This window comes from Sinomicrobium kalidii (assembly GCF_021183825.1).
GTDB classification, from domain to species: domain Bacteria; phylum Bacteroidota; class Bacteroidia; order Flavobacteriales; family Flavobacteriaceae; genus Sinomicrobium; species Sinomicrobium kalidii.
In genome coordinates this window covers 743,647-761,468 of the sequence record NZ_CP089211.1, presented here as the reverse complement: position 1 = coordinate 761,468, position 17,822 = coordinate 743,647, and the positions used below count along the sequence as shown (strand labels likewise).

The following is a 17,822-nucleotide window of genomic DNA, read 5'->3' as shown; positions in this document are numbered from 1 at the left end:
TAAAAAACTCATGGTAATTCCGCTCCGATACCAATATCAATAGGTAACCTCCTTTAGCGACGAGGAATTTCTCAAAAAGTGCTCGGCTATAACTTTTCATTTATCTCGGGTGACAAGATTGATGTGGTTCGCCTGATGTTTTAGGGAAGAATGTTACTGCAATTCATATTTCATTTTCCGGGGTAGTTTGGTTTCTGCGATATGCAGTATAAAAAAGGGGGCTGCCTTTTGAGACGGCCCCCTTTTTTAAGGTTTATTTTCAGTGGAATGTGTCTATATGGATGATCTCGCCTCTTTTCATTTATCAATGAATATTAAAGGTCTTATTATATTTGCTGATAATGAATTATTTCGTTAATTAAACCAATAATCCAATCAGTAATTCACAACCGACTTGTTTTGCCAAACAGAATTATGGATGTGAGGTAAAAAACATTATTTTAATCGGATACAAGTCAATAGGTTTATTGAAAAAACATGTTTTTCAACCTGATCTTTAGTTTAAATGGTTTTTAAATTTTTAGTATTGAGTTTTCTTTTTCCGTTTCAGGAAAACATACACGAGTACACAAGAAAGGAAATAGACAGTATACAGGAAAACAAGACAACTTCACTCGGAAGGACCGGCAAATACGAGGAGATTATATTTTTAAATATGGAACTGATCAAAGCCTCCAAACAGCTCGGATATGAAAAGGGAATAGCCTGGGGGTATTGGAATATTGGAAAGTCCTTGAATTTCCTGGGTAAGAATGATGAAAGCCTGAGGTATTTGAAACTGGCCGAAAAAATGAAATATACCTCGAATACTACTGAACTTAAGGCACGAATTCTTGGGGAATACGGGAGAATATACTTGATGTTGGAAGGCAAGGAAAAGGCCATTGAATATTTTGACAGGGGAATCCGCCTTCTGGAGAATGTCAAAGATGAGAATAAAGAACTATTGGCTTTGTTGTACCGCAATAAAGCAGTGGTTGTTGATAAAACGTCTGGCTTGTCCCTTCAACATAAGGCTACCCGGATTTCTCCTTCTACCTTCGGATATAGTGTTTTGACCTTTTATCATCTGGCATACGGTAGCAAGGATTCTGCGGCATACTACCTGGAGAAAGCCTCGGACTTACTACATGAAAATCAGACTTCTATGTACGACAAATCTGTTTTTCTGTTAAATTCAGGAAGGTTGAGTAAGGCCAACGGAGACCATGAAGGCGCATTAGACTATTACCGGAAAGCTATTGCCATATCGCGGAAAATAAAAAGGGTAAAAGAGATTAAACGAGGATATAGATTGATGTCTGAAGCATATCACTTGTTAAATAAAGGGGAAAAGGCCCATAAATATCTTTTAAAATACAGCAGACTTAGTGATAGTATAAACCGTAAAAAAAAGAAAACTCTCAATGTTATGATCGTCGAGTTTCTTGAGGAGCAGGAGAAAGAGCACCAGGCTTTTAAAAGACGATCGGAATGGATCACAGGAGGAATTGTTGTTCTGGGTATCGTGGTATTTTTCGCTATCATTAAATATCACAGGAAAAACAGGAAAAAAGGATTACGGAAACTGGTTGAAAGGGACACGATCATTCGACAAAAGGAGATGGAAAAGAAAGAACTCGAACAAAAGCTGAACAGGGCTTTTGAGGAGGTAGTGACATTGGCCAAAGAAAATGATCCGGGTTTCCTGACACGTTTTCAGGAGGTATATCCCGAAGTATGTGCCAAACTCCTGGAAATAAATCCCAGGTTGAGGAATACGGAACTTACCTTTTGTGCCATGATCTGGCTCAATTTCTCCGCCAAGGAGATTGCACGTTATACCTTTGTACAGCCAAAAACGATACAGGTAAAAAAATACCGGCTTAGAAAAAAACTCGGTATTTTAGCTGATGAATATATTTATATATGGATAAGGGGGTTGTGAATGAGAAATTGACAAAACGAGAGATGGGGTGTTAATACAGCTCGTTTTTTATTGGTCTCAGTTTAGGGTGTCAAACCCTGCAATTTTATTGCAGTACTTTAGTAGTGCGAAAAAATTATAATCCAGGTTATTTCTATGTTAAAAACCAAGGGATATTCCTTAAACTTTCAAAATAAGTCGTAAGGGCCTTTTAGCGCTGTTTAAAGAGGTAGCATCTCAAAAACTGTGTAAAAAGGATATTAAAATCGTTGCGGAGTGCAAAAGATGTAAGTCTGAAAAAGCTGAAACTGGATGCTACATCCTAATTAGAACTACTGTTTAATGGAACGGAAATATTTTTAGATACATTACAATGAGTTGCGAATAATAACTTTAGCCGGGTCGCGAAGCGTTACGGTTGTACGGTTTAATATTGCTTTGGCCGCCTCTTCTCCCATTTTCCGGAAATCAGAACTGATTACTGTGATCCCATTTTCCAGGACCTCTTTGACAGCAGTATCATTATAGGAGATCAGGCCGATGTCTTTGCCGAGTTTCCAGTTCTTTTTCCGGGTAATCTTTATAATATCCACATCATCCTTGTCATAACGGTTGAAAGTGATGTAGGCATCGCCTTTTTGGGTTGTTTTTTCATTTATGCCGTGAATGATCCGGTACTCTTTGTTGTACTGCGCGGCAAAGGATTCGAAACCTTCTATAAGGTCGCTGGCATGAAAAGCTTCCGGCGGAGCCACCAGCACCAGTCGCCTATATTTTTCCAGTTGCGGTAATAATGTGGTCAGGGAATCCCGGATGTCCGATTTGTGATCCTGGTAGATACAGGTATGTTCATCTTCCAGCGCGTTTTCCCGGTGATCTATAATCACCCGTTTATGCGGAGGTATTTTGCTTAGTACTGTTGCCGGGTCTTCCTTAAAATATGTTACTATGACAAAATGCGTATAGTTGTTCAGGTTTTCTTCGACCAGTTTTTCAAATACCTTAAAATTATGATGGTGAAAGAATACATCCACATCGGCGTGATCTTTTATGGTTTCCAGAAAAGATTGATAAACCTGGTCGCGGAGGATATTCATCTTATCCAGGATAAGGCACACCCGGTAGGGCAAATGCTGTTTGATACGCTTTAAATAGTAGCCTTTGCGGTATTCCGATTCTATAATTCCCTTCTCCGAGAGGTAATTCAAACCTTTTAAAGCAGTTTCCTTACTTATTTTGAGCCGGCTGGTGAGTTGGGCAAGAGAAGGAAGCCGGTCATTGATGCTTAATTTTTCCTCTTCTACCAGCGACATGATATAATCAACCAGCTGCAGGTACTTTAAGCGGTGCATGTTACCGGTATTGTTCGGTGTAGATTCAGGAGCCTTTTCCAACTATATGTTATTATAGTGTTTATTAATAAATGACAAATTTACCCTTTTTGTGTGTCTAAAACAAGAAAAAGAGCAGACCAAACCAGGATAATTGAAGATATGATAATTTTTTACATAAATAATTTGGTATTTTGATTTTATTCCGCTATCATTGCCATTAAAATAGACCACACCAAACCAGACTAAAATTATGGAAACAATTACAAATCTTTGGTACGGATGTATTGATCCGTACAGGTCAATCAGACTAAAACTGTTGTTGAAACGGGTTTTCTGCTCCGGGGAAAAAGCATCGGTTTACTTTTTAATGATAGCTGTCATTTTACTGGCAGGTTGTGAGAAACAGTCGTTTGAGACATCCGATGTGATTACAGGGGAAGATGCGATGACTTACACTGCAACGCTACCCGGCTACACGTTGGTATGGGAAGATAATTTTTGCGGTAAAACTCTCGACAGTACAAGATGGAAGTACCGTACGGACTGCAAATTTCAGAGTTGTCAGCGGCCGGATAATGTGGTGGTTAATGACGATACTCTGAAAATTCTCCTTGAGGAAGAAAATTACCAGGGCAAACCTTTCACCGGAGGAGGAATTATCACCAAACAACCGAGTAGTTACGGCTATTATGAGATCAGTGCAAAGCTGGATGACGGGTATGGCTGGCACCAATCTTTCTGGGCCATCGGAAAAAGCGGGTTTGATGATCCCGATCCGATATATGCCGACAGTACGGGTGCACGTATAGAAATAGACTGTTTTGAACACTATGGCGATTTTCCCAATACTAAGTTTCGCTACGGGGCCATAGACTGGTCAACGCTCAGAGGGTCTTCGGTCTATATGGGGTCGATTGGCGAAGGCACATATGAGGCTACCTCCGATTTGTCACAGGATTTTCATACCTATGGTTTTGAGTATAGCCCGGATTATATTAACTACTTTTTTGACGGGGAATTATTAAAGACCATAGATATCCGTGATGCACCCCAGCACGATGTCTACTTGTGGATTACTTCCATAGCTTCTGAAACAAATGCCACAGGAGACGGAGCCATGTATGTAGATTACATTCGGGCTTATGAGATAAGCCCGTCTCAATATCATGTTAGAAAAGTTGAGTTCCTTCAGTATCTGGATTCACTTCGGGGGCCCCAGCAGTCAAATGGGACAGACCTGTGGATGGAAGCCGAGGACTTTGCGGATATCAATAACTGGAAGGTGGAAAAAGATATAGATCGCACCGTGGTATTGAAAGGATTTACAGGTTTTGACGCTACACGGGATTCTACTGATCTCAAAGCCACTACGGGAGTTGTGGTTGACGAACCCGGTGTGTACAGGTTATGGGTAAGGTCCAGGGACTTTGATACACAACAGGGAGCACGAAAATTTAAAATGATCGTAAACGGAGAAGTATCCCCTGTTGAATTTGGCACACACGGAGAAGTGGGGTATGAATGGCAATCGGGAGGAGAATTTACTCTGGATGCGGGGGTGAATGTCCTGGAGATTTATGACAGTTCACAATATTTTGCAAGATGCGACAGAATCTTGCTGACTACGGATACCTCTTTCGAACCGGAAAGAATCGGCGGGTTTGCAAACACGTCACATGTAGATCCGTAATTAATCAATCGCTATAAATTAAAAAACCATAAGATGAGAGAAAATCTATTATTGGTACTATTGGCCTGTCTGTGTATTAATTGTGCATGGGGCCAGGAACTTACGGTTTCCGGTACAATTACTACGGCAGATGGTGAACCTATACCTTTTGCCAATATAGTAGTAGAGGGAACCGCCACCGGGACAGTGGCAAATATGGATGGAGCGTACTCCATTACTGCCGCTCCCGATGCCGTATTGGTGTTCAGCTATGTCGGTTACAGTAAACAGAAAGTCAATGTCGATAGTCGTACCGAAATCAACATACAACTCGAAGAGGATGTGGCCGCTCTCGATGAAGTGGTGGTCATAGGGTACGGTACACAGAAAAAGGCCAACCTTACGGGAGCGGTAACGTCAGTATCGGTAGACGAGGTAGAAGGCAGGGCATTGAGTTCGGTAGACCAGTTGTTACAGGGAAAAGTTGCCGGTATGGGAGTTGTACAGAATTCGGGACGACCGGGTGATGATATGGCCGAGATACGTATACGGGGAGTGTCATCGATAGACAATAACAACCAGCCACTGGTTATTATAGATGGTGTACAGGGAAGCCTGAATGATGTAAGTCCTAATGATATAGCTTCTGTTTCCATATTAAAGGATGCCGCATCTGCCGCAATTTACGGTTCAAGGGCGTCTGCCGGCGTCATATTGATCGAGACAAAAAAAGGAAATGGCGGAAGCGGTGAATTGAAGGTGGAATATAAGGGAACGTTTTCCGTTAGTCAGGCTACACGTCTGCCCGGGATCGTCGATTCGTGGACCTATGCTACATTAATGAACGAGGCCCGGCAGAATGTAGGCCAACCTGCCGCTTTTACAGAAGAAAGTATTGAAAAATACCGGAGCCAGACAGATCCCCAATATCCTAATACCGATTGGTACGATGTGTATTTCCAACAAGGAACTATGCAGGATCATTATGTTGCTTTACGTGCCAGGGGAAAAAACTATGGGATCTCAAACTCCATATCCTATAAAGATCAGGAAGGAGTACTGATCGGAACCGGGGCAAACCGTTTGTCCTTTAACAGTAATCTTTGGGGAAACTTTTTTAATAATAAGGTAACCGTATCCATAGGGGCAAACGGTTACCGGGATCGTGTAGATGAATTGACCGACAGGACCAATACGGTGATGGCACAGATCGCCGGAATGATACCGACCACTTTTGTCCGCTCCAATGATCCGGAGACAGGAGAAGCGAATTTATACGGTTACCCCGCCCGGTACCTGGCCGGGAAAGAACTTGGCGGGGGAACAAAAACATTGGGGAATCAACTCAATACAAGAGCTTCCGTAGAAATTACCCCTGTTAAAAACCTGAAGGGAAAAGTACTGATGGCCAATAACAAGCTGATAAGCCATTACGAAAATTATTCCCCGGAGTTCTACACGGCCGGTGATTTCCTGGAGAGCAGTACCAACAAACGATTATCATCACTGGAAAAACAGTCGTTGCAAAGAGACCGGAATACCCTGTTGTTGTCTTTGGAGTATGCCTTGTCCATCGGGAAACACGACATGCAGTTCTTTGCGGCCCATGAAAAACTGGAAACCATCTACAAAAGAGACGACGGCTCCGTACGCGAATTGTCCAGCAATGCCCCGATCTTTAATTTCGGTGACCCCAATACGTTTTACTTAAACAGTGTGGCTAATGAATTTGCCACGGCTTCCTATTTCGGAAGGTTTAACTACGCTTTCGATGGCAAGTACCTGCTGGAATTTAATTTCCGGAGGGATGGTTCTTCTCGTTTTGCCGAAGGTAATAAATGGGGAAATTTTCCATCGCTCTCACTGGCCTGGCGTGTAAGTGAAGAGAAATTCATGGAAAAACTTGATTTTATGAGCCTGAAGCTACGCGGATCATGGGGCCGCCTGGGGAACCAGAATATCTGGACCCCGTATGCCTTTGCAGATGAAATGAGCGGACAGGAGTACTATGCCTTCGGAAACACCATTGTTCCCGGCAGGGGAACAAACCTGCTGGCCAACAGGTCGGTGCGTTGGGAAACCACCGAGCAGGTCAATATCGGGTTCGATCTCTCCCTCTGGAACAGGCTGAGCCTGGAAGCTGATGTGTTCCGGAAAAAGACCTATGATATTCTGGCAAGGGTCACAGTACCGCCTTCATTGGGTGTAAGTACACTCCCATACCAGAACATTGGCACCATGATCAATAAAGGAGTGGAAGTAAGTGTAAATTACAAGTCTCCCTATCTTGCAGATGGTTTTAATTATGCTGTTTCTGCTAACTTTACCTACCTCAATAACAAACTCACCGACCTGGGCGGATTGCCTTTTGTAGACCATACGGCCAATACCCGGAGTGTAGTGGGACACCCTTTCTCATCGTTTTACGGTTATAAAACAGAAGGAATATACCAGGTTTCCGATTTCATATGGCAAAGCGATAGTGACCCGGCTATTCCGCATGACGAGCGTGAGTATATATTAAAAGATGGTTACGCCGACCAATCCGGACTAATGGATAATCCGGCTCCGGGAGATATAAAACTTGCCGATACCAACGGTGATCAGGCCATTACCCCGGATGACCGGACTCTGATCGGTAACCCGCTCCCCAAATATCAGTATGGGTTCGGGATAGACCTTTCCTATAAACGGTTCGGTCTGAATATTATCAGCCAGGGGGTTGTCGGGGCAGATGCATATATGAATGGTAATGTAATAGCTCCGTTCTTTAATACGCAGGGCCCGTTGAGCAAGGAAATAGCAAATCATCACTGGACCTATGAAAACCCTTCAAATAAATACCAGCGATTATACGTGGATAAGACCCGCGATGCCCTGGTTACCAGTTATAACATTTACGACGCATCCTATTTTCGTCTCAAAAGCGTACAGTTCAGTTATGACCTTCCCGATAAATTTATTCAGTTGTATAAGGTAGATCGCTGCAGGATATTTTTCAATGCGGAAAACCTGTTGCTCCTGACGCCTTTTGTTGACGGATTTGATCCCGAACGCAGTTATAATAATGTTACCGCGGCGTTTCACCCGCAGGTTTCGAGTTACACTATAGGGCTAAACTTAAATTTTTAAACTCATGGAAAAGAAAAACATCATATGGTTCGTTTTTACAGGCCTTTTATTTTTAACCTTTTCCTGCGACGACGAATATTTGGATCGCAACCCCATAGACTTTCTGTCGCCGGACAATTTTAATAATGAGAAGGACATCAGGGAAGCCGTAAATGGTATTTATAAGGCCTATATTTCCGATATTTACGAACCCCTGTTTACCGATTTTATCGTAGACGACGGTTATTTTGTGGATTATCAGTTATTGTGGACGAGAAACTATAACAATGAAACCCCCCAGATAGGCAATAAGTGGTCGAGAGATTATAAGGTGATCCTGAGGGCTAATACCGTATTACATTATATAGATGATGTGGAGATGCCACAGAGCAGCTATGACCAATACAAGGGGGAAGCCCTGTTTCTGCGCGCCCTGGCTTATTTTGATCTGTCGTTCTTTTTTGGCGATGTTCCCCTGCGTACGAAGCCCGAGGGACTGGAAGGAAGCAATAAACCGCTGACTCCCAAACCGGAAATTTTAGAAATGGTATTGAACGACCTGGAAACAGCAGCCGGATTGCTGCCTGTTACCTATTCGGATGATAACAGGGGGAGGGCGACCAGGGGAGCGGCTTTGGCCATAAAGGCCCGGGCATTGCTGTTTAACCAGCGTTATGCGGAAGCCGCAGATTATTGTAAGAAAGTAAGGGAGTTGGGCGTATACCAGATTATGCCGGAATACAAGCTGTTGTTCCTGCCCGAAGGAGAGGCTGCTAATAAGGAAGTCATATTTGATATGCAGTTCGAAAAAGACTCAAGGGATTTCGGGTTGTCTAACCAGTGGTATACCCGTTTCCGTTCCTGGAGCGGCTATATGGTGGGACATGACCTGTATGAACAGTTTTATTCCACGAACGGTTTGTCTATCAACGATCCGGATAATACATTATATGATCCTACGGTGAGATCAAGCGGACTGGCAGCACCTTCCGAATATATAAAAGAAGGAGGATATGACAATCGTTTCCAGGATCGTGACCCCCGCCTGCATTATTCGCTTGTAGTGCCTTATTCCATAAGAGATTATAACCCGCAGACGGGAGAACCCGTAGTGTATTATCCCATACAACAGCAAAATGCTAATTTTACCGGTTTCAGGGTAAGGAAATACGTGGATTATTCCGATAACGGTGTTCAGAACGCCTCCGGAGTTAATCCCGTCATTATCCGCTATGCCGATATATTGCTCATGGAAGCAGAAGCCCTGGTGGAGCAGGGAAGCTATAATGAAGTTGAGGTGTATGCCCTGATCAACCAGGTCCGTCAAAGGGAAAGCGTGATGATGCCCAAGGTTGAAGATGTGGAAGGTACCGGACTTTCGCCGGAAGAACTGATGGCGGTCATCCGTCACGAAAGAAGAGTGGAGTTTGCCTTTGAAGGGCTGCGGATATTTGATGTAATGCGCTGGGATATAGGGGAAGAAGTCTACAATGCCGATCTGCGTGGTTTCAGGCCTGACAAACTTTCCCCGAAAGCCAATAATATTTCATACGAAGTCTATTCGGTATTCTCGCGTTCTTACGACCCGTCCAAAGGATACCAGTGGCCCGTTCCCAAGGCAGAACTGGACGCCAATAAAGCACTTACACCATGAGAAACGGGTTTTTAACCGCAGAAATGATTACATACGGAAATACATTTGTTAAAAAAGAAGGGCATTCCTTATGGGGGCGTCTGGGAAAAGCAGGTTTGTAATGGCTGATGCATTTAAATTCAGTATTGTTATATGGATAGCGGTCCTGTTTATATATCCGGCAGGATTAAAGGCAACGAATGGAGAAGAGCGCCTTTCCCTGAATGGTTACTGGGCGTTTAAAACCGTACACCGTATGGAAGAAGCCATACCCCTGGTACACCCCCGTTCCGTATGGAAGGAAAAAGATTCTTTATGGATACCCGGCAACTGGGATACGGAATCCGGGTATGCCCTGTACAAAGGTATGGGAGTCTATAAAAAAGAGATCCGTATTCCCCCGGAATGGAAAAACGGTTTTATTCGTATCCGTTTCGGCGCAGTTTACGAAAAAGCCTATGTCTATGTCAACGGGCATTATGTGGGGAGCCATAAAGGCGGGTACACTCCCTTCGAATTCAGGGTGGAGGACCTGCTTTCTGCGGGGGAAACCAATACCATAGTGGTGATGGCCGATAACTCCTATGCCAGGGGAGCCTGGTGGGCCTGGGGCGGGATCAGCAGGGATGTGACCCTGGTCCGGAATACTTCGGTAAGGATCAACCAGTTGAAGGTGACACCGGAAGTGGACCTGCAAACCGGGAAAGGCATGGTAAATATTGATTACGGTCTGGAAAATAACGGGAGAAAACAGGAAGATATGACTGTTTCCGTTAAAGTTTTTGCCGATAAGGAATTCCATTCGGTGATCCGGGATACTACCTATAAGGTTACGATCAATAGCGAAACATCCGTGATAAAAAACCTGTCCCTCAAGTTGCAGGGAACAGTTAAGCTCTGGCATTTCGATCATCCTGGTCTTTATGGCTGTGAAGTGACGGTCCGGGAAAACGGAAAAATAATACATCACAAAAAAACACATTTCGGTTTTCGTAAAGTGGAGGTCCGGGAAAATCGCCTGCTGCTGAACGGGGAACCGGTCAGGCTGGTCGGGTTTAACCGGGTACACGATCACAGGGCTACGGGCAATACAGAACCTTTGTGGCTGATAAAGAAAGACCTGGACCATATGAAGAGTCTGGGATGCAACATGACAAGGATGATGCACGCCCCCCTGTCGCCGGAGCTGCTGGCATATGCAGACGAAATAGGGATGCTTATCATCCAGGAAATACCCGTATGGGGGAGGAATGACCCGCAGGCCTTCGAAAATAACCCGGTGACCAGGCAGTGGCTGCAAGTGATGATAGGACGCGACTATAATCATCCGTCGGTCATAGGATGGAGTGTTGGGAACGAACTGTCCCTGGATATCAAAGACTGGAAAACACTTCATATGAGTCGTGAGCAATACCAATATATAGTGTCTATGATAAAGTATGTGAAAAAGGAACTGGATACCGGCAGGCTGGTAACCTATGTGAGCCACACCGCTTTCCGGGAAGGCATAGACATTAACATGGAACCTGCCCGGCATGCCGACCTGATCTGTTTTAACAACTATGGAGATTTTGTGAAATCTGCCCGCACCATTCATCAGCGCTGGCCGGATAAACCGGTCTTTATGACCGAATTCGGACAAAAACAGATAGGGTACAGCCGCGATGACAGCCTGGATCAAAACGTTACAGCCGGGTTATCCGAGATAGGAAAACTTCCGTATATCGCCGGAGCGTCACTGTGGACGTATAATGATTACCGGAGCGATTTCAAGGGCACACCTTTGGGAGGCGACCGTACCTGGGGAGTTGTTGATGTGTGGCGTAAACCCAAACGTGCAGCCCGGCAGATACGAAAAGCCTTCGCCCCGGTTTCGGACTTAGATGTGCAATGGGACGATAAAAATCACACCGTTCAGGTACGCATCAGCCCCAGAGCTGAGAACGAGTTGCCTACCTATACATTGAGCGGGTATAAACTTCGATTGTCCTTACACGATAAAACGGGAAAAATGCTATCCGAAAAGGAGACGGGACTAAAGGACATCACCCCGGGTGATCCTGACTTAACACATGCGTTTTCTTATGCCAGAGAAAGCCCGGGTGAATGGATATATGCAAAGGTGAATCTGGTCAGCCGAACAGGACATACTGTTTATGACCGGGTTTTATACAGAAAAGTCCCGGACCAGCCAAAGGTGTTACACACTATATCGGGAGATACCGAAGCAAGGCTGTATTTCGGTACGGCATTGCCCGGTACGGATATCCTTTTGGAATTTCCATCCGGGGAGACCATCACTACCCGGGAACAATGGGTGGATGTTCCGGAAGAAAACCTTCAGCCGGGAACAGAAGTAAAGATATATGCTGTCAATCATCTGGGGCGAAGCAAACCCCTGGTGCAGAAGATAAAATTTTCCGGAGGTTCCCTGCCTCCCGTGATAAGGGCTGCGATGCAACTGGAAGACGGGATAGTGGTGGGATACAGCGTACGGTCGGGAGAAAGCCGTTACAGGATACAGTACAGACCATTGGGAGAAGAAAAACACATCCGGGAACGGGTTACCCCGCTCGAAGGGTCTGTTAAAATAAGGGTGAATCCCGGAGAGGACTTTGAAGTTCGGATCAGGGAAGAAAAAGAAGGAGTAAAAAGTCAATGGTCTCCCTGGAAAAAAACGGAGAGCCCGGATCTTTAAGAATCCCCGGTGAGAAAAATATTAACGAATTGATCAGACCTATTTTATATGTATAATCGAATTATAGTTTGCCTGGCTTTATCGGGATATATCTTTTTTTCATGTAACAGTGACAAAAAGAATATTGTATTGGTTAGCCCGGATATGGAAGTACGGGTGAACATCCGGAAAGACAGTACCGGGTACAACATAAAAGCTGCAAAGCAGGACTTTGTTTTTATGGAAAAAGGATTCCTGGGGTTGAACATCCGGGAAAAGGAAAACCTTTTTTCTTCCCTGACCAGCCTGCAAGGGCCGTTTCCCAAGCAGGAAGTGGTCAGTGTAATGGGAATAACAGATACGGCTATAATCAAATGGAATGAATACCTGCTTGAATTCAGTAAGGGAGAACAACTTGAATTCAGGGTCTTTGACCAGGGCACAGCATATAGGTATAAAGCAGGCGGGGGGAAAGAAATATATCGTGTTACCGGTGAAGAATCTTCATGGACCATACCGGCTGATACTAAAGTCTGGTACTTTGAACGTAATAACAACTGGAAGCTGAAATCTTATGCAGGCGAGTGGATGTCAACAACCATAGAACAGCTTCCTGTGGTTTCCGAAACCGGTCCTGTACAGGGAAAACCACTGATTTTCGGGTATTCGAACGGAGGGTACGGCATCCTGGCAGAAGCCGGGTTGTTTAATTACAGCGGCTTGCGTTATGAAGCACTTCCGGAGAACACCCTGAAAGCCGATTTTTTTGAAGGAAAGTCCGGGTTTGAGGTCCGCGGCAATGTTATTTCTCCCTGGAGAATAGCTTTAGTTGCGGAAGACCTCAATCAACTGGTCCATCAGCAAAATGTCATTACGAGTCTCAACCCTGAAGCCGATCCCGCATTATTTGCTGACCGAAGCTGGATCAGGCCGGGAAGATCGGTCTGGCGATGGTGGTCAAACCTCACCGGCACACCCGAAGAGGAAAAAAAGATGATCGATGCTGCCGAAGCATTGGATTTCGAATACAACCTCATTGATGCCGGTTGGGAGAAATGGCCCGGTAAATGGCAGGCCTTAAAAGCCATATGCGATTACGGAAAAGAGAAGGATGTAGGTATATGGGTATGGAAACACTCCAAAGAACTCAATTTCCCGGAAGGGGATTATCAACAGATGCAATCCTTTATGGACAGCCTTCATAATGCAGGTGTCAGCGGAATTAAAGTTGATTTCATGGATGGAGAGCGCAAAACGCTGATTGACTTTGACGAGGCCGTACTTCGCCATGCCGCAGCACGGAAACTGATGGTGAATTTTCACGGGTGCCAGGCCGCAACAGGAGAAATAAGGAGCTACCCCAATGAACTTACCCGTGAAGGAATAAGAGGGCTGGAACTGAACACACATCCCGAAGGACCGATAACGGCATCTCATAATGCGGCACTTCCTTTTACAAGGTTTGTTTCCGGGCATGGTGATTATACGCCGTTGGCATTTACAGCCACGGGCGAAACCACCTGGGCCCATCAGTTGGCTACATTGGTTTTGTTTACCTCTCCTTTGCAGGTCATAGCAGAGAACCCGGAAATATTGTTGCACCATCCGTCCGTGGCTGGAGCTTTGCCTCTCATTAAAGAGATGCCTACGGTATGGGATGAGACCTTGGTATTACCCGGAAGCCGGATCGGCGAATTAGCGATCATGGCCCGGCGTAAAGGGGATGACTGGTACATCGGTATAATCAACGGAGGAGAGAGAAAGACGTGTGAAATAGATCTTGCGGTGTTGAACTCCGCAGCTAAAGAAGCCATTTTATATCACGATGCTTCCGAAAGTATTCCCAATCCCATAGCAAAAGGAACCAATGCCAGGAGCAGGTATTACAGCGAAATAATCACACCTTTTGTAACAGATACAGTGCAGTTACCGGATGATGTATTATCCGTGGAGCTCGAAAAGAACGGAGGAGCGGTTTTGTGTCTTGGTAAAAGAGTTAAATAAAGAGCCTTCAGGCAGAAAAACAAAAATTAGAAAATGATCTACAAAGGATTTTTAGTAGTGATCGCCATGTGGATAACAGGCCATCATATGGGCCATGCCCGGGATAAAATTGTGAATGTTACCGATTTCGGAGCATTTCCCGATGATTCGAAATGTGATATTAATGCGATTAAACAGGCTTTGGAACACGCAAAAACCGTAGGGGCCAAAGCATTGGTATTCGAGGCCGGTACGTACGACCTGTTTGTGGGAGATGTTACAAAGAATACTGCTATTGAAGTTACGAAGCTTCATGATTTTACCATGAGAGGCAGTAAGGATAGTGAAGGAAATCCCGCAACAACATTTCTCCGGCATTATGGCTTCAGGAACGATATGTATGGAAAACCCATATTGTCTGTACGGGAATGTAATAATTTCCGCCTGCAACATGTCATTTTCGATAATGCTCCGCGCTACTCGACCGCAGGAGAGGTCATTGCCAATGACGGGCAATCCGTTACCGTAAAAATATTCGAAGGAAACCCGGTGATTGACGGAACATTGTTTTTTACGAGTAATATTTGGGACCTTTCTACCAAAACCCTTAAAAAAGCAGAAAGTCCCACCTATGGAGGCGATGTATATAAGAAGAAGGAAGAATATACATGGCATGTGGAAGGTGACCCGGCCGAACGTATCATGAAACTCAATTCACCCACAGTAGCTTCCGGGGTTGAGGTAGGCGAAGGCCTGAGCTGGCATTTTTCATATAAAGGCGTTCAGGTCAATTTTTATGGATGTCATGACCTCTTTGTAGAAAATGTATGGACCTATAATGCCATCGGATTTTGTATGCAAGCTCAGGCGTGTGAAAATATCACTGCGGGAAAAATTAAGATCATGGCGCCGGATAATCAGCTGGCCGTCGGTTCCAGGGACGGGTGGAAGCTTTATGCTTGCCGGGGTAAAATTGTTATGGACGAATTATATATGGAAGGAGTGCGATGGGATGGGCAGAATGTCCACGGCTCTTTTCTTTCACCATACCGGGTCATTAATAAAAACACAATATGGTTAAAGAAGAAAAAAGGAGCAATATTGCCTATTCCTGAAGGATCGAAGATCGGGTTCTGGAATGGCCGGGAAGAAGTTTTGTGTACCGTTCGTAAATCGGTTATAAAACCCATAGAAAACAAGGGAGGTTTTCTGCTGACTTTTGAAGAAAATGTACCGGATTTTGTTACCGATAAAACGCTGTGCCAAATCTACGGGTGGAATATAGACCATTATGCCCTGAGCAATTCCGAATTCAGAAATATTGCGGGAAGTGCCAGCCTGATCAGGAATACTGACGTAACGATCGTAAATAATACGTTCGATCATATCATGTACCCGGCCATCATGATCGGGGCCGCCATTAATGAAGGTGAAGGTGTGGTGCCGAAAAATGTAAGGATCGAAAACAACAGAATATCCCATTCCGGTTGGATGGCGCGTTACGGCATTACCGGGGCTATCGGTATCCGGAACCAGGAAAAAGGCGAAAAACTGGTCTTTTTTGATAAGGATAAGGCGGCTGCGAAACTGAAAAAAAAATCCCCTCCGCTAACCAATATTCAAATCATCGGAAATACGATAATGTACGGTGAAAAAGGTATCGTGGCTAGCGGGACACTCGACCTTCTCATCAAAGGAAATGTGTTCCGGCAGGTGGAAGAGACCATTGTTGCCGATCGGAAAAGCAACCCCGGGATGCTAGTAACAGGTAACGAGTAAAGCGGTGTCAAGCTGTTAAGTAGTTTTCGAAACTCAGATAATGACCAGGAAATAAATAATGTATCAAAAAATGAAAAAACAAACACATCAAATTACCGGCATACTGGCTGCGGGGATTGTACTATCCTTTCTCGGCAGTTGTAATTCACAACAGAAAGAAACATCCGGCCCTGATCCTGTATTACCCAATATCGTAATTATAAATATGGACGACCTGGGGTATGGAGACCTTGGAGCTTACGGAGCAGAGGGAATACCTACGCCTAATATGGATTACCTTGTAGAAAACGGTATCCGTTTTACCGACGGGTATGCCGCCTCCTCGACCTGTACCCCGAGCAGGTATGCCCTGCTTACGGGTGTATATCCTTGGCGTAACAGCGATGCAAAGATCCTTCCCGGAACTGCCCCGCTTATTATTGATACGGCTCAGCAGACCCTGCCGAAGATGTTGAAAAAGGCGGGTTATTACACAGGTATTGTGGGGAAATGGCATTTGGGTCTCGGAACAGGGCAGGTAGACTGGAATGAGCATATAAGCCCGGGTCCTAACGAAGTAGGTTTTGACGAAGCTTTTATCCTGGCCGCAACCCAGGATCGCGTCCCCACGGTATACATAGAAAATGGCAACGTGGCAGGGCTGGAAACCGATGACCCCATCCGGGTGAGTTACGAACATAATTTTGAGGGAGAACCCACAGGACTGGACAACCCCGAATTGCTGAAAATGAAGTGGCATCACGGGCATAACCAGAGTATCGTAAATGGTATTCCCCGAATAGGTTACATGAAGGGCGGCGAGAATGCAAAATGGGTGGATGAGGACATGGCAGATACCTTTTTGGCCCGGGCACAGTCTTTTGTACGGGAGGAGCGATCATCGCCCTTCTTTCTCTATTATGCCATGCAGCAGCCTCATGTACCCCGTACACCGCATCCCAGGTTTGTGGGAAAAACGGATATGGGCCCCCGGGGGGATGTCATTGTTGAGGCCGATGCCTGTATAGGCGCATTTGTCAAAACACTGGAAGAAGAAGGTCTGCTGGAGAGTACATTGATCATTTTTACCAGTGACAATGGTCCGGTACTAAACGACGGGTACTATGACAACGCCGTGGAAAAGGTGGGCGATCATCGTCCGGGAGGTCCGCTGAGAGGTGGAAAATACAGCATATATGAGGCCGGGTTCCGGGTGCCGTTCGCCGTTTTCTGGAAAGGAAAAATCAAACCGCAGGTGTCCGATGCCATAGTGTGCCAGGTCGATTTACTGGCCTCACTGGCACAATTTACCGGTCAGCAAGTAACAGGGACGGACAGTGAGGATTACCTGGATGCTTTTCTGGGTAAAAGCAATAAAGGACGTGAAACTCTTATCCTGGAAGGTACATCGCGAACCATCCTCAGGGATGGGGATTGGGTCATGATCCCCCCGTATCCCGGGGCAGTAGTACAGAAACAAGTGAATATTGAAATGGGGGCTGCGAAGACCTATCAGTTGTATAATCTTGCGGAAGACCCGGGCGAACAGCATAACCTGGCGGAAAAACAGCCGGATAAACTGGAGGATATGAAGAAAAAGTACAGGGAATTAAGAGGAAAAGCCGGAAGTGAAATACAGGAGCTGGAATTACATTGACCGGTACAGTTATAGTATTGAATAAAGAAGATAAAAAGAAATGCTATCCTGATGCTATCATAATTTATGTGGATCAGGGGTAAAAAGATAAAGA

The 17,822-nt window shown here is 45.0% G+C and carries 9 protein-coding genes; 8 read left to right on the top strand and 1 reads right to left on the bottom strand.

The genetic code is table 11. The features are described 5' to 3' along the window. Nucleotides 1–526 precede the first annotated feature (526 nt). Complete coding sequence (locus LS482_RS02970; protein WP_233030266.1) at nt 527–1,927, top strand: tetratricopeptide repeat protein; 1,401 nt, start codon at nt 527–529, stop codon at nt 1,925–1,927. A 347-nt stretch (nt 1,928–2,274) separates the two neighbouring features. On the opposite strand, the gene LS482_RS02965 is transcribed toward LS482_RS02970, so the two are convergent. Continuing rightward, nucleotides 2,275–3,258: a substrate-binding domain-containing protein gene (locus tag LS482_RS02965; protein ID WP_233030265.1), complete on the bottom strand. Its 984-nt coding sequence runs from the start codon at nt 3,256–3,258 to the stop codon at nt 2,275–2,277. A 232-nt stretch (nt 3,259–3,490) separates the two neighbouring features. On the opposite strand from LS482_RS02965, the gene LS482_RS02960 reads away from it, so the two are divergent. The 7 genes from LS482_RS02960 to LS482_RS02930 all read left to right on the top strand — a co-directional run bounded on the left by LS482_RS02960 (nt 3,491) and on the right by LS482_RS02930 (nt 17,728). Continuing rightward, nucleotides 3,491–4,930 carry a family 16 glycosylhydrolase gene (locus LS482_RS02960; RefSeq protein WP_233030264.1) on the top strand — a complete coding sequence of 480 codons (1,440 nt, stop codon included), beginning with the start codon at nt 3,491–3,493 and terminating at the stop codon, nt 4,928–4,930. 33 nt (nt 4,931–4,963) lie between these two features. Next, nucleotides 4,964–8,041, top strand: coding sequence for a SusC/RagA family TonB-linked outer membrane protein (locus tag LS482_RS02955; protein WP_233030263.1), 3,078 nt, complete (start codon nt 4,964–4,966; stop codon nt 8,039–8,041). A gap of 4 nt (nt 8,042–8,045) precedes the next feature. Next, complete coding sequence (locus LS482_RS02950; protein WP_233030262.1) at nt 8,046–9,674, top strand: RagB/SusD family nutrient uptake outer membrane protein; 1,629 nt, start codon at nt 8,046–8,048, stop codon at nt 9,672–9,674. Between the two features lie 100 nt (nt 9,675–9,774). Further along, nucleotides 9,775–12,351, top strand: coding sequence for a glycoside hydrolase family 2 protein (locus LS482_RS02945; protein WP_233030261.1), 2,577 nt, complete (start codon nt 9,775–9,777; stop codon nt 12,349–12,351). Between the two features lie 48 nt (nt 12,352–12,399). Beyond that, nucleotides 12,400–14,334, top strand: a complete 1,935-nt coding sequence (locus LS482_RS02940; RefSeq protein WP_233030260.1) for a glycoside hydrolase family 97 protein — start codon at nt 12,400–12,402, stop codon at nt 14,332–14,334. Between the two features lie 33 nt (nt 14,335–14,367). Further along, a complete protein-coding gene (locus LS482_RS02935; RefSeq protein WP_233030259.1) occupies nt 14,368–16,092 on the top strand; it encodes a pectate lyase family protein in 1,725 nt (574 codons plus the stop codon). 70 nt (nt 16,093–16,162) lie between these two features. Further along, nucleotides 16,163–17,728 (top strand): sulfatase family protein, encoded by a 1,566-nt coding sequence (locus LS482_RS02930; protein WP_233030258.1) that lies wholly within the window; start codon nt 16,163–16,165, stop codon nt 17,726–17,728. The last annotated feature ends 94 nt before the right edge of the window (nt 17,729–17,822 follow it).